General features: G+C 59.0%; 12 protein-coding genes. 3 read left to right on the forward strand and 9 right to left on the reverse strand.

All coding sequences use genetic code 11. The features are described 5' to 3' along the window. Positions 1 to 63 precede the first annotated feature (63 nt). The 5 genes from AYM40_RS29680 to AYM40_RS29700 all read right to left on the reverse strand — a co-directional run bounded on the left by AYM40_RS29680 (position 64) and on the right by AYM40_RS29700 (position 6,493). On the reverse strand, positions 64 to 705 hold the full coding sequence (locus AYM40_RS29680; RefSeq protein WP_063499631.1) for an HD domain-containing protein: 642 nt from the start codon (positions 703 to 705) through the stop codon (positions 64 to 66). A gap of 179 nt (positions 706 to 884) precedes the next feature. Then, complete coding sequence (locus AYM40_RS29685; RefSeq protein WP_063499632.1) at positions 885 to 2,384, reverse strand: mechanosensitive ion channel family protein; 1,500 nt, start codon at positions 2,382 to 2,384, stop codon at positions 885 to 887. A 39-nt stretch (positions 2,385 to 2,423) separates the two neighbouring features. After that, positions 2,424 to 4,292, reverse strand: coding sequence for an amidohydrolase (locus AYM40_RS29690; RefSeq protein WP_063499633.1), 1,869 nt, complete (start codon positions 4,290 to 4,292; stop codon positions 2,424 to 2,426). Positions 4,293 to 4,548: 256 nt separating this feature from the next. Next, a complete protein-coding gene (locus AYM40_RS29695; protein WP_063499634.1) occupies positions 4,549 to 5,238 on the reverse strand; it encodes a hydrolase in 690 nt (229 codons plus the stop codon). Positions 5,239 to 5,560: 322 nt separating this feature from the next. Beyond that, positions 5,561 to 6,493: a LysR family transcriptional regulator gene (locus AYM40_RS29700; RefSeq protein ID WP_063499635.1), complete on the reverse strand. Its 933-nt coding sequence runs from the start codon at positions 6,491 to 6,493 to the stop codon at positions 5,561 to 5,563. Between the two features lie 119 nt (positions 6,494 to 6,612). On the opposite strand from AYM40_RS29700, the gene AYM40_RS29705 reads away from it, so the two are divergent. Then, entirely contained in the window at positions 6,613 to 7,266 is a 654-nt protein-coding gene (locus AYM40_RS29705) for a DsbA family oxidoreductase (RefSeq protein WP_063499636.1), read from the forward strand. A 95-nt stretch (positions 7,267 to 7,361) separates the two neighbouring features. Further along, on the forward strand, positions 7,362 to 8,576 hold the full coding sequence (locus AYM40_RS29710) for an MFS transporter (protein WP_063499637.1): 1,215 nt from the start codon (positions 7,362 to 7,364) through the stop codon (positions 8,574 to 8,576). Positions 8,577 to 8,874: 298 nt separating this feature from the next. Here the strand turns inward: AYM40_RS29710 and AYM40_RS29715 are convergent, their stop codons facing one another. After that, positions 8,875 to 9,204, reverse strand: a complete 330-nt coding sequence (locus AYM40_RS29715; protein WP_063499638.1) for a DUF4148 domain-containing protein — start codon at positions 9,202 to 9,204, stop codon at positions 8,875 to 8,877. A gap of 53 nt (positions 9,205 to 9,257) precedes the next feature. After that, positions 9,258 to 10,079, reverse strand: coding sequence for an alpha/beta fold hydrolase (locus AYM40_RS29720; RefSeq protein WP_063499639.1), 822 nt, complete (start codon positions 10,077 to 10,079; stop codon positions 9,258 to 9,260). 184 nt (positions 10,080 to 10,263) lie between these two features. On the opposite strand from AYM40_RS29720, the gene AYM40_RS29725 reads away from it, so the two are divergent. Beyond that, entirely contained in the window at positions 10,264 to 11,298 is a 1,035-nt protein-coding gene (locus tag AYM40_RS29725; protein ID WP_063499640.1) for a helix-turn-helix domain-containing protein, read from the forward strand. Positions 11,299 to 11,439: 141 nt separating this feature from the next. Here the strand turns inward: AYM40_RS29725 and AYM40_RS29730 are convergent, their stop codons facing one another. Then, positions 11,440 to 12,405, reverse strand: coding sequence for an AraC family transcriptional regulator (locus AYM40_RS29730; protein ID WP_063499641.1), 966 nt, complete (start codon positions 12,403 to 12,405; stop codon positions 11,440 to 11,442). Further along, positions 12,389 to 12,859, reverse strand: coding sequence for a hypothetical protein (locus AYM40_RS29735; protein WP_148662347.1), 471 nt, complete (start codon positions 12,857 to 12,859; stop codon positions 12,389 to 12,391). The genes AYM40_RS29730 and AYM40_RS29735 overlap by 17 nt, the downstream gene beginning before the upstream one ends. Between the last annotated feature and the right edge of the window lie 24 nt (positions 12,860 to 12,883).

The following is a 12,883-nucleotide window of genomic DNA, read 5'->3' on the forward strand; positions in this document are numbered from 1 at the left end:
GGTTCGCGTCCGCTGTTGGTACCCGCCGCGAAGGCAGGCGCCTGTACTTCGCGGCGCACCGCGTCAAGTCGGCCAGTTCGACCCCAGCACCAGTCCGCAGAAATTCAACCGGCGATAGTTCGGGTCCCATCGATCCAGTACATCGGCGTTCACCGTGCCGAACGTCGTCTTCGGACGATGCTCCATGCCACGTGCATAGGCTTCGATGATCTTCATCTTGAACCCGCATTCGCGCGGATAGGCTTGCAGTATTTCGTCGCGCTGTTGTGCAGTGAATTCGTCGTAGCCGGCGCCGCGTACATCCATTTGCACCCCGGCGCTGACCAGCGCGACGAGCGGCGACATATGCTCGGGAATGCCCGGCGTCGTATGCAACGCGATCGCCTCCCATACCTCGGCGATCACGTTCTCGGCGGCTCCGTGCTGCCGCAGGAACTCACGTGCCGCATTCGCACCGTCTACCTCAAACCGGTATGCAGAACGTTGGTGTTGCACATTCAAACCGGCGTTGTGAAACATCGCGCCGACGTAGAGCAACTCCTCGTCGAATGTCAGATTCCCACGATAGCCGGTCAACGCGCCGAACAGAAACACCCTTAGCGCATGATGGAACATCAACACAGACGTCGTGCCGCGAATCTGATTGGTTGCTGCCCGGGTCATCGCACTGTCGGGAATCTCGACTCCGGCAATGGTTGTCGTCATGTCACCCCTCCGTGTCAGACGTCCCCTGCGGCAAGCATCGATCTGCAAGCCGGAAGCGCATCGCAAGCGGGTGACGTCCAGGACCCGTTGTGCGTGATGCAGACCGCATGCGGCGCGCCGACTGTCCCATGCAACGTAGTGAACTCATCGATAAAGACTGCGGCGAATATTTAAAACTCTTAATAAACGGGGCATTTGCGCTGATCCGCTCGAATGGTGAGTTCGTGGAGCCGCCGCACGCCGTCGCGCATCCATTGCAGCAACCCGCCAGACGTCTGATCCATATTGACTGGCGATGCAAGCAGCATCTCGTGGGTGGCATGGTGTTCGGAAAGCAGACGGCACATTTCCTTTACGACCTCGGGGCGTCGCGCAAGGATGGGCGTCAACGCGGTCTTGTCCAGCCGGAATACGGTGGCGCGGGTCAGCGCACGCACGATCACATCCGTCCTGACGCCGGCCAGGATGCCTGACTGGCCGATCGAATCACCTGGCGCGAGCCTTCGCAGTTCGATCTCGCCCTCATCCTTTGGCGCGCTCACTCTCGCCACGCCTTGCGCCAGAATATGCAACTCGTGGCCGTTCTCATCTGCTGCGGCGTAAATGGTCTCAGCGGTATCGAACTCATGCTTCGTCAGCTTCGCTTCTAGTTCCGATATTTCGCCGTCCTCGAGCGTCCGGAAAATCATCACATTGCGCAGCAGGCGGTGTTTCTCATCCACGCTTTCGATAGCAGGTTCCGCCACGGACAGAGGTCGCAAGACGACACCGCGCGACAGCAGATGGCGGTGCGCGAGATCGAAGAGATCGTTGCGTACATCGATTTTTTTGCTCAACTCATCGACATAGCAGACGATCTCGTACTCGATCGCATCGTTCGTCGCGCGACGTACGCTCACGAGCGGCTTGGGCTCGCTTAAGACATCATCTGAACTGGCGGCAGCGTTGGCGAGCGCCTCCAGCACGAGCGCCGGCCTGATCGACGGCTTGACGGGCAGGACGACACTGATGCCGTGAGTATGCGACGGCTGATTCGCATTGACGATATTGGTCCGCGCCGCCACGCTGTTGGGAATCACGACGATGTTGCCCTGGCCGTTAACCAGGCTCGTCGAGCGCCAGTTGCTCTCGACGACCTTCCCTTCGACCTCGCCGATCGTGACCCAATCGCCTAGGCGAAACGGCTGAGTCGCGTTAAGCACGACACCGGAAAACACGTCGTTAAGGGTGCTTTGGATCGCAAGGCCGAGCACGATCGCGAGCGCTCCGGAGGTGGCGAGCAGGCCACGGACCGGAAGTTGCAACACAAACGCTACGGCACCAACGGCTGCTGCCAGAAACACCAGCGCACCGAACACATCCTGAAACAGACGCTCTTTGTGCCACGCTTCGGGCAACACGAGACGATCGAGCAAGATGGTTGCAAGACGGGTACCCTGGAGCCACCACACCAACTCCAACACTTGCGCGAGCAGATGGCGCAAGGGCTCGTCCGCCCTAGGCGCGGCGCGAAGCGGATTCATCCCCGAGCTGAACAGCACGTAACTCGAAAGCCCGAACATGAGCCCACGAAAAGCGAGCCGCATCTGATCGCTTTTCCGGTCCATGAAGCGCCAGGCAACGAAATCGAGGATCAGTATGCCCGTGCCAAACAGTACACCGTCGGTCAAGGTCGGCATGGTGGTCCTCGCTCGCTTCGTGGAACGAACCCGTGGATATCAGAACGCGAAACAGCTACAACCCAGTGCGCCCCAAAAGCCATTCGAATCGCTGACAGGCACGTTTTTACGCCACGCCCAACCATGTGCATGCGCATGTACGCCGCACAGATTCACACAGCCATCCACGCACGCCACCGCGGTCGGCTTGTAACGGCTATAGCCACCGAATTCCGCGACCGGTGACCACGTGGGGCTGACCGGCAGGTCGGGCGGGGCGAGCGGGGCGAATTCATCATCGGCATACACAACCTTCCCACCCACCACCGTCATCGCCGAGGTCAGGAACTTGATGCGGCTCTCCTCGACTGTAAAGTAGTCTTCGCTGAGTACCGCGAAATCCGCGAACTGGCCGGGCACCAGCGCGCCTTTGCGCTCTTCCTCGTTCGAGAACCATGCGCTGCCTACCGTGTAGCGGCGCAGCGCTTCCATCCGGTCCAGACGGTTCTCGCTGGAATACATTGCCGTGCCACCGATCGTTTTTCCCGACACCATCCAGTAGAGTGAAACGAATGGATTGAAACTCGCGACGCGCGTAGCGTCCGTTCCCGCGCCGACGGGCAGTCCGGCATCGAGCATGTGGCGAATAGGCGGCGTGCGCTTCACGGCCTCTTCACCATATCGCTGGATGAAGTATTCGCCCTGATATGCCATCCGGTGCTGAATCGCAATCCCACCGCCGAGCGCGCGCACACGGTCGATATTCTGTTGCGTGATGGTTTCGCAGTGATCGAAGAACCAGCGCAGCCCGTTGAACGGAATCTCGGAGTTCACGCGTTCGAATACATTCAGGAAGCGCTCGATCGACTCGTTGTACGTCGCGTGAAGACGGAATGGCCAGCGGTTCGCCACCAGCAGCTTCACGACGGCTTCCAGCTCGTTTTCGAGCGTGTCCGGCAGATCCGGCCGCGGTTCGAGAAAGTCTTCGAAGTCGGCGGCCGAAAACACCAGCATTTCGCCGGCACCATTGACGCGCAGGAAATCGTCGCCCTCGCCGGGCTTCGTCATCTTCACCCACTTCGCGAAATCTTCGATCTCCTTTTTGGCGTTTTGCGTGAACAGGTTGTACGCAATCCGCACGGTCAGTTCGTTTTGCTTCGCCATGTCCATAATGACGGCGTAGTCGTCCGGATAGGCCTGATAGCCGCCGCCCGCGTCGATCGCGCTCGTCACGCCGAGGCGGTTGAGCTCGCGCATAAAGTGCCGGGTGGAATTTCGCTGATCATCTGGCGCGAGCTTCGGGCCTTTCGACAGCGTGGCGTACAGCAGCCCGGCGTTCGGCCGCGCGATAAGCATGCCTGTTGGATTGCCGCGCTTGTCGCGCTGGATCTCGCCGCCTGGAGGATTGGGCGTGTCCTTCGTGTAGCCGACGGCCCGCAGCGCTGCCGCATTCAACAGCGCGCTGTCATACAGGTGGAGGATGAAAACGGGCGTGTCCGGCGCAATCGCGTTGATTTCCTCGAGCGTCGGAGCGCGCCGCTCTGCGAACTGGAATTCGTTCCAGCCGCCCACCACGCGCACCCACTGGGGCGCCGGCGTGCGGGCCACCTGCTTGCGCAGCATGTCGAGCGCGTCCGTGAGCGACGGCACGCCGTCCCAGCGCAACTCCATGTTGAAGTTCAACCCGCCGCGAATGATGTGCAGGTGGGAATCGTTCAGACCGGGAATGACGGTGCGACCTTTAAGGTCGACCTGCCGCGTGTTGTCGTTCACGTGCCGCATCGCGGCGTCACGAGATCCCGAAGCGATAATGCGGCCGTTCGCGACGGCGAGCGCATCGGCAAAAGAGCGCTTGTCGTCCTGGGTGGCAATCTTGCCGTTGAAGAAGACAACGTCAGCCGGCGTCGGCGCGGAAGTATGGGAAGTCATGGCGATCCTCATAGGGAGCGCTCCGCTTTTCACGCACGGAGCTATTCATGGGGAGCGGGTCGCTCATCGCGATTGCTTCCATGAAGCATTCAAAAACCGGTAGCAGCCGGCATGCGGAATTCACGATACCGATGCACTGACCTCGAATCCCGCCACATCGACAGGCACGTTCGTGCCGGTCGATGCTCAATGGATCCGAGGTAGACGCGACCCGCATGTTCGAGCCGCCCCGCCGGACGAGACGTCATGCAACTGTTTACTTCTTTGCAGGCACCGCTGCCAGAACCGCGTGCGGCCCCGCCGTGCGCTGGGGAGCCTTGTGCACCATTGTGTAGGCGTAGTCGACACCCATCCCATACGCACCCGAATGCTCTCTGGCAATCGCCATGACTGCGTCGTAAGTCTCTCTGCGCGCCCAATCGCGTTGCCATTCGAGCAGCACCTGTTGCCAGGTCACCGGAATCACGCCGGCCTGAATCATGCGTTGCATCGAATAATCATGCGCCTCCTTCGACGTGCCGCCCGACGCGTCGGCGACCATATAGATTTCGTAGTCACCTTCGTCCATGGCGCATAGCGAAAACGTGTTGTTGCAAACCTCTGTCCACAGACCTGCCACCACGACCTTTTTCCGGCCGTTTGCAGCAAGCGAGTCACGAACCTTCTGGTCGTCCCACGAATTCATGGACGTGCGTTCGAGCACTTTGTGCCCTGGAAACACGTCCAACAACTCGGGGTACGTATATCCCGAAAAACTTTCGGATTCCACTGTCGTAATAGTGGTAGGAATGTTAAACACCCGCGCTGCCTTCGCGAGTCCTACTACGTTGTTTTTAAGTACCTGACGGTCGATGGACTGGACCCCGAAGGCCATTTGCGGCTGGTGGTCGATGAAGATGATCTGCGAGTTTGCAGGTGTCAGGACTTCAAGTTTCGGATTTGCCATGGCTTTGTGCGTCCTAAATATTTAGTGAACATGGGGACACATGTCGCACTTGCACTGAAGTGCGAGAAACGCTGACATCCAGTCTATCGACGGCTTTTCGCAGAGTCCTTGGCAAAGCCCTTAATCGTTCTTAAAAGAAGCACCCGTTTGGCGCATCGCGACTGAACTGGCCCCAGTCCAACGCGAACGCCTGCTCAGAACATTTCATATTTTTTGCAGGGCTTTATGTCTGCCGCATTCCTACACTTCAACTTGCCGGATTCATGAGCTTGCGTTGTATTTGGCGGGAGGCGGCCCTTGCGAAGCGCGAGTGCGCCGTGGCTCAGCCTTCCTGCGAAGTGTGAAGCCGCGCTTCGAGAAACTGGACGAGGGCTCGCACTTTGCTGGAGTGGCGGCGATTAGGCAGATACGCCGCGTAGACAGTTGCATCGCCGCTATGGGGACTCGCATCGAAGTTCTCGAACAGGCGCATCAGGCGTCCCGCGCGAATCTCGGCAGCAACCAGCCACTCGGGCAGCAATGCGACGCCGCGTCCCGCCAGCACGGCTTCAAGCAGGATGTCGAGACTGTTCGACAACAGGTGGCCACGCACCTCAACGCGGGCTTCAGTCTGCTCCTCCGCGGCCTCACGGCGGAAGGTCCAGATCTGGCGTGTCCGATAGCCGCCGCCGTACGCCACGCGCAAGCACTCGTGCGCATCGAGTGCTTGCGGCGTTTGCGGCACGCCGCTGCGTTCGAGGTAGTCGTGGCTGGCAACGATATAACGCGGATTGTCCGCCAGCTTTCTGACGATCAGGTTGGCGTCGCGGTTGGGCAGCCCGATTCGTATCGCAACGTCGATTCTGTCGAGCGCGAGATCGGCAAAGTGATCGGCGACGACAACATCGAGAAACACGCGTGGATTGTCGGACAGGAACGCCGCGAGGTGCGGAGCGAGCCGTAGCCTGCTGTATGTCGACGGCACCGCGATGCGCAGTGCGCCGACCGGCGACGCGCCGCTATCGAACACACTCTCGTCGGCTTCGGCCAGATCGTCGAGCACCTTGCCGACCTGTTCGACGTACGCAATGCCGGCGTCCGTGAGACTGACCTTTCTCGGTGTTCGGGTCAGAAGCGCGGTACCCAACGAGGATTCCAGCGAATCCATTAGACGCGTGACCGACGAGGTGGCCACGCCCAGACGCTGGGCAGCTTTCGAAAAGCCGCCGGCGTCAGCGACTTCCAGCAACGTATTCAGGGCGAGGAGCTTGTCCAATGGATGGTCTCAACGATGGCTTGGTTGCGCCAGACGCAATGCGGGATTGCATTTTAGACCTATTCAGTAAATTTCCCGCAACGAATATGCTGTGTCCGTTACCTAGTGAGGGGCGCAACATGAAAGCCATTCAGGTCGAGGTCAATTACGACTTCATATGCCCGTGGTGCTGGATCGGTCAACGGAATCTCGCGGCAGCGCTCGCTGATTCGGGTGTCGGCGCGGCCGTCTCAATCCACTACGTGCCGTTCGAGTTGAATCCATCGATGCCGGTCGAAGGCGCGGAGCGGCGCAGCTATCGAACCCGCAAATTCGGCAGCTGGGCCCGCTCGCAAAGCATGGACGCGCAGGTCGCGGCCGCCGGACTGAGCGCAGGCGCGCAGTTCAACTACGACAAGGTGCTGCGCACGCCGAACACGCGCCTCGCGCATCGTCTGATGCAGTTCGCCCAAGATCGTCATGAACCGCAGAAGACTGCAGCGCTTTATCAAGCCGTCTACGGCGCGTATTTCTCGGAAGGCCGCGACATTGGTTCGCTCGATACGCTGGTCGCTATCGCTGCCGAACACGCTTTCGATGCGGATCAGGTGCGTGCGTATCTTCTGAGCGCGACGGGCAATCAGGAAATCAACGCGGCGCGCAACCAGGCAGACAGGCTTGGCATTCAATCGGTTCCTACCATCGTGGTAGAGGGCGAGCTCATTAGCGGTGCGCAGCCACCCGCTGTATTTGCCCATGCACTACGTTCGGCTGTCCAACGGAGAGCAGCGTGAGACCACTCGAAAAACCGCATGCCGTCGTGATCGGCTGCTCGCTGAGTTCACGTTCGAGTCCACGTCTATCCATTTTCTGATTTCAGGGAGTTCTCATGTCAACCCAGACGTCCACCACTGCCGGCAGTGCAAGTCCGGCAAAGCTGACCAGCGGCCTGATCGCGCTGTTCGCTTTCTGTTGCGGCGCGATCGTCGCGAATCTCTACTATGCGCAACCGATTACCGAACTGATCGCGCCGGCCATCCACATGTCCGGCGGCACGGCGAGCCTGATTGTTTCATTGACGCAGATCGGCTACGCCTTCGGCCTGTTCTTTCTCGTACCGCTGGGTGACCTGCTGGAGAACCGCAAGCTGATGATCACCACCGCGCTGGTGTCGATCGTGAGTCTCGCCGCCGCGGCGTTCGCGCGCCAGCCGGGTTGGTTCCTCCTGATCTCGCTGCTGGTCGGATTTAGCTCCGTGGCCGTGCAAATCCTGATCCCGCTCGCCGCTCATCTCGCACCGGACGAAACGCGCGGCAAGGTGGTCGGCACCATCATGAGCGGACTGCTGCTCGGCATTCTGCTGTCACGGCCGATTTCCAGCATGATCGCCGGACATTTCGGCTGGCGCGCGGTGTTCGGTTCCGCTGCCGTAGTGATGACAATCGTCACCAGCATGCTCGCGCTGACCATTCCGCGCCGGCAGCCGGATCACAAGGCTACCTACTTCGAGTTGATCGGTTCGCTCGGCCACCTGGTCCGCAACATGCCGGTTCTGCGCCATCGGTCGTTGTATCAGGCGCTGATGTTCGCTTCGTTCAGTCTCTTCTGGACCGCGATTCCCATCGAGTTGACCCGGCACTATGGGCTCTCGCAAACCGCCATCGCCATCTTCGCGCTGGTCGGTACGATCGGCGCGACCTCGGCACCGGTTGCCGGGCGGCTGGCCGACGCCGGTCATACAGTGCGCGCAACCTTGATTGCCCTCGTCGTGGGTGCGCTCGCCTACACACCGGCATTGATCCATCCGGCGTGGGGCGTAGCGGGGCTCGTCGCGACCGGCATCGTCCTCGATTTCGCCGTACAGATGAACATGGTGCTGGGGCAACGGGAAATCTATGCGTTGCATGCCGCGAGCAGAAACCGTCTGAACGCGCTGTATATGACCAGCATCTTTGTAGGCGGCGCCTTCGGCTCTGCGCTCGCAAGCACGCTCTATGAACACGGTGGCTGGCCGCTGGTCGCCGGGGTCGCCACCGCGTTCCCCCTCATTGCGTTAATTCACTATCTGGCGAGCGGCCGCGCGCACGCCGCTCGCATTGGTTAAGCAATCGGTCGATTCATGAAACAGGGCCCGCATGTGGCCCGGTTTCATGTCGTCTCCGTGCGCGCTCGCCAGTAATTCAAGCAACTCGTATGCCCGCGACCCTAGTTTGAAAGGTTGATTTGAGGCCAGAACAGGGCGTTTGTCAGGCACGATTTCCACATCGCCGATTATCATGATATTTCGCATCCAGCCTGGAGCAAGCTGGCCGACGAAACACTGTGATCAGTCTCGCTTCGCCAGAGGCGCGCCTGCCATGTAGTGAGCGAGCGCGTCCAGCGAAGCGAAAGCCGAAAGAAAGCTATTGGCTGGCGCCTTGACCAACGCCGGCCTTTTTCTCCGCATTCTGCAAATCGGTCGGATAGTTAGGGTCGTTCCGACTCGGTTGATAACCGGCATCTTCAAGTTTCTTCAACTCCGCATTCTTCTTTGCCCGCGCCTTTTTTCGCGCTGCTTTACGCTCGGCTTTCGACGGCATTGCGCTCGACGCAGTGTCGGGTTTAACGACCACGGCCCCATTGGCCGCTGCATTTCCGCTTGCGTCTTGCGCCATGGCTGGTACGAACGACCCAGCCACCGTGGCTGTGATCGCAAGCCCAACGATGATATTTTTTGCGGTGAATAGCTTCATTTCCGAAATCTCCTCTTAGATGACCCTGGCTCGGCTAAGCGACACGTACCGCCTCACGACTGGAGGAATTCAAGAAGATCGGCATTCACGCGATCCGCTTCGGTTGTGCACATGCCGTGGGGAGCACCAGGGTAGACCTTTAGCGTGGCGTTCTTCACGATTTTCGCGGACTTACGCCCGGCGTCGTCAATCGGGACGATCTGATCGGCATCGCCGTGCAGAATCAACGTTGGAACGTCGATTTTCTCGAGATCCGATGTGTAGTCGACCTCGGAAAACTGCTTGATGCACTCGTATTGGCCGAGGACCGATCCCAGCATCCCCTCCCGCCAGAATTCGTCGATCACGCCTTGTTCGACCTTTGCATTGGGCCGGTTATAGCCATAGAACGGTACAGCAAGTTCTTTGAAAAATTGTGACCGATTGCTCGCCGTGCTGCTACGAATGCCCTCGAATACTGACATTGGCAGGCCCGTCGGATTGGCCTCCGTCTTCAACATAAGCGGGGGCACGGCACCGATCAGCACCATTTTCGCAACGCGCTTCGTTCCGTGCCGGCCAACGTAGTGCGCGATCTCACCGCCCCCCGTCGAGTGACCAACAAGGGTGGCGCCCTTCAGATCCAGCGCTTCAATGACAGCGGCAAGGTCATCCGCGTAAGTGTCCATCTCATTGCCATGGCTGGGTTGTGCCGACCGACCGTGGCCCCGGCGATCATGAGCAATCACGCGATAACCTTTCTGTACCAGAAACAGCATCTGTGGGTCCCACGCATCCGCGTCAAGCGGCCAGCCGTGCGAGAACACGACCGGCTGACCTGAGCCCCAATCCTTGTAGAAAATCTGCGTGCCGTCCTTGGTGGTAACAAAGTTCATGGGGTGCGCTCCTGTATGTGCAGATGATTGCCAGAGCTTTTGCTTAACGCGGCGCCGGCAGCGTTGGAAACCGTTGAGAAGGTGGCCGCCGCGATCGCGCCGGTCATCAGCACATTGCGACGCAGAACTCCGCCCTGTGCCTAGGAAAATCGCAGGTTATGCTTGAACGACGATAAAAGTCCTGATGGACGGATTAATTATTCTTAAGCATCATTACGGGCATCAGTCCGTCAAATGGCATTCCTCGCTCAGGGAGATCGCGATGCCCTCGGTCTACAGCCTTGACTCTGTACCAGTCAAAGAGCGATTTGCGCGTTACCGCGATCTGGTGGAAACATACTATGTTCCGGTCAGCGTGGAATGCAATCGCCCGGAGCGGTTTAATGCCTGGATCAACGGCACTAACCTTGGTGCAGTCACGGCCGGCACGGCGCTTCTCGGCGAGCAAGACGTCGATAGAAGGACCGAGCATATCGCGCGCTCTGAAGATGACCGGGTAAAACTCATCGTACCGCTGTCGGGTTCAATTTTTGTCACTCAGGACTCCAGAAATACACTCATCCGTCCGGGTGAATTTTACGTCACTGATCCCACCAGACCTTACCAGGAAAGTATCGTTGAAGACTTGACGTTCCTTTACTTCCTTTTCCCGCGCAACATATTGACGTCGAAAATCAGCCGAATAGAAAACATCACGGCGACCGGTTTCGATCGTGAGCGCCCCTACGCGCGGCTTGCGGCGGATTACGCCCGAAGTCTCTCCACCGTCCTTGACACATTTGAGCAGACCGCTGCCAGTCAAGCCGGCGCAATAGCTGCCGATTTGTTCACCATGGCATTGTGGGAACGCATGGACGAGGTGAAAACTCACAGTACGGCGCATCGATCCGCGCAGTTTCGTCGAGCCAAGGCGTTCATCGACCAGCATCTCGGAGACGCGAATCTCGATCTCGAGAAAATCGCCGCCGCGATGCAGCTTTCGACTCGTTATCTGCGCGGACTGCTTTCGGAGGGAGGCCTAAAATACCGCCGCTATGTGCTCGAGCAAAGACTGGCACGATGCGCCAAGGATCTGACGGTCGCCTGCAACTTGGATAGCTCCATTACCGAAATAGCATATAGGTGGGGGTTTTTCGACAGTCCGCACTTCAGTCGGTCATTCAAGGCGTTCTACGGAATGTCGCCTCGCGACTACCGTGCGTCAAATCAATCTCGCTAGTTCTACCTGCGTGTCCGGTTCAACCCGCTCAAGCGCAACCCTTTACCTCTCGTTCTGAACAACAGTGGTAAGCCGCGCAGTGCGGGGGCGGAGCAACAGCGCAAGCAGCGCCCCACTCTCCTTGACACATGCATGGACGGATTAGGAGTCGGTTGGGCCCTTTCGCAGCATGTAGTCGTCGGGAGATATGCCGTACGTCGCTTCAAATGCCTTGCGAAAGCAGTCGATATGCGACCACCCACCCATATTGCTGATGTCATGTACGCTGTAGACGGCGAAGCGTGCATCTGACAGCATACAAAAGCATCGCGCCAGTCTGCGCGCTTGCACGTAATCCTGGAATCCAAGACCGGCCTGTGCCGTCAGGCGGCTCACTTCCTGTGTCGAAAGGCCGAGTGCCGTCGCGACTGTCTCTGCAGATAAACTGCGATCCGCCACACGCTCGTCGATAAAGAGCCGGATCCACAGTAACAACTCCGACGAATCCGCGTCGTTCGTTAGAGCCGGCGCATCGGTATACGCGTTAAATGCGAGCCCCAAAAGACTCAACGCATGCGCCGCCACCTGGTCGGACCGGGGACCGGAAAGCTCATCCCATACGGTCGACAGGCTGCGAACGAACTCGATCGCAAGCCGCGCATGCGGCTGATCGACGGAGTGAGCGAGGCCCGTCACTTTTTGGGTCGAGCCGATTCGGGCGACGACGTCCTCCCGGGGCACAAGCATCCACAGGAAATTGCAGTTCCTGAGTGTCAACTCTTCATAAGGACGTGCAGGATCAACGATAGCGAGTTGTCCGGGCCCAATCAGCGCCTCCTTGCCATCCTGCCTTAGATGGATTCCGCCGGTTAAAGGCATCCAGATGCCGACAGGATCCACTGCGGAACGGCCGATGTGATATGAAGTACGGGACACACGTTGCGCTTCACTCAGAAACGCCGAGCCGACGAAGAGCCTCCCGAGTGGACGTCCATCCCACTTCGCTGTGAAGGTCTCTGTTTTTTCGCAGCTAACAGACACCGGCACATGCAAGCTTTCCGATACATCCCGCCAGTACCCATACCGCTCGGAGAGCGGAAGATCGTCAAGGTCAAATGTCGAACGCATGTACTGAATCTCCGTGCTGTAATGTGTCTGTCCGTGGTGGGGAAATGTGTTTCACTCCCCAATACAACGGTCCATTCTCACGGGACGAAAGGATCAATTTCTTTACGCGGCACAATTCGGCGTAAAGCCAACGCTCGCCAGTCACGTCGCCATGTTCAATTGCCTGATCGACAGCTTTCAGTGCGTTCATCGCGTCGCCACACTTCGCAAGCGCCTGGCCGTACCGGCACAACAGGAAGGTCAGCGGTGCACGGAATCCCGTTTGTGCCAGGCGCTCAATAGCGATCGAAAAAACCCGCAGTTGACCGGGGTTCGGCGATGCCGTGGCGACAACGCATTGTTCATAGCATGCGCAAACCGCAATCCATATAGGAAAGGACATCCGGGAGGCCCTCTCGCGCAAACCGGCGATCGCTTCGCGCGCCTTCACCAGGTCGCCCGACAGGATTGCCAACGGAATAGCCGCTTCGACCAGGAC

Origin of the sequence: Paraburkholderia phytofirmans OLGA172 (assembly GCF_001634365.1) — a bacterium.
Classification (GTDB): domain Bacteria; phylum Pseudomonadota; class Gammaproteobacteria; order Burkholderiales; family Burkholderiaceae; genus Paraburkholderia.

Excerpts from the sequence above, each read along its gene's own strand:
- AYM40_RS29685 (WP_063499632.1), bottom strand. The coding sequence starts at position 2,384 with ATGCCGACCTTGACCGACGGTGTACTGTTTGGCACGGGCATACTGATC.
- AYM40_RS29725 (WP_063499640.1), top strand. The coding sequence starts at position 10,264 with ATGGACGGATTAATTATTCTTAAGCATCATTACGGGCATCAGTCCGTC.
- AYM40_RS29720 (WP_063499639.1), bottom strand. The coding sequence starts at position 10,079 with ATGAACTTTGTTACCACCAAGGACGGCACGCAGATTTTCTACAAGGAT.
- AYM40_RS29710 (WP_063499637.1), top strand. The coding sequence starts at position 7,362 with ATGTCAACCCAGACGTCCACCACTGCCGGCAGTGCAAGTCCGGCAAAG.
- AYM40_RS29705 (WP_063499636.1), top strand. The coding sequence starts at position 6,613 with ATGAAAGCCATTCAGGTCGAGGTCAATTACGACTTCATATGCCCGTGG.
- AYM40_RS29695 (WP_063499634.1), bottom strand. The coding sequence starts at position 5,238 with ATGGCAAATCCGAAACTTGAAGTCCTGACACCTGCAAACTCGCAGATC.
- AYM40_RS29715 (WP_063499638.1), bottom strand. The coding sequence starts at position 9,204 with ATGAAGCTATTCACCGCAAAAAATATCATCGTTGGGCTTGCGATCACA.
- AYM40_RS29690 (WP_063499633.1), bottom strand. The coding sequence starts at position 4,292 with ATGACTTCCCATACTTCCGCGCCGACGCCGGCTGACGTTGTCTTCTTC.
- AYM40_RS29680 (WP_063499631.1), bottom strand. The coding sequence starts at position 705 with ATGACGACAACCATTGCCGGAGTCGAGATTCCCGACAGTGCGATGACC.
- AYM40_RS29730 (WP_063499641.1), bottom strand. The coding sequence starts at position 12,405 with ATGCGTTCGACATTTGACCTTGACGATCTTCCGCTCTCCGAGCGGTAT.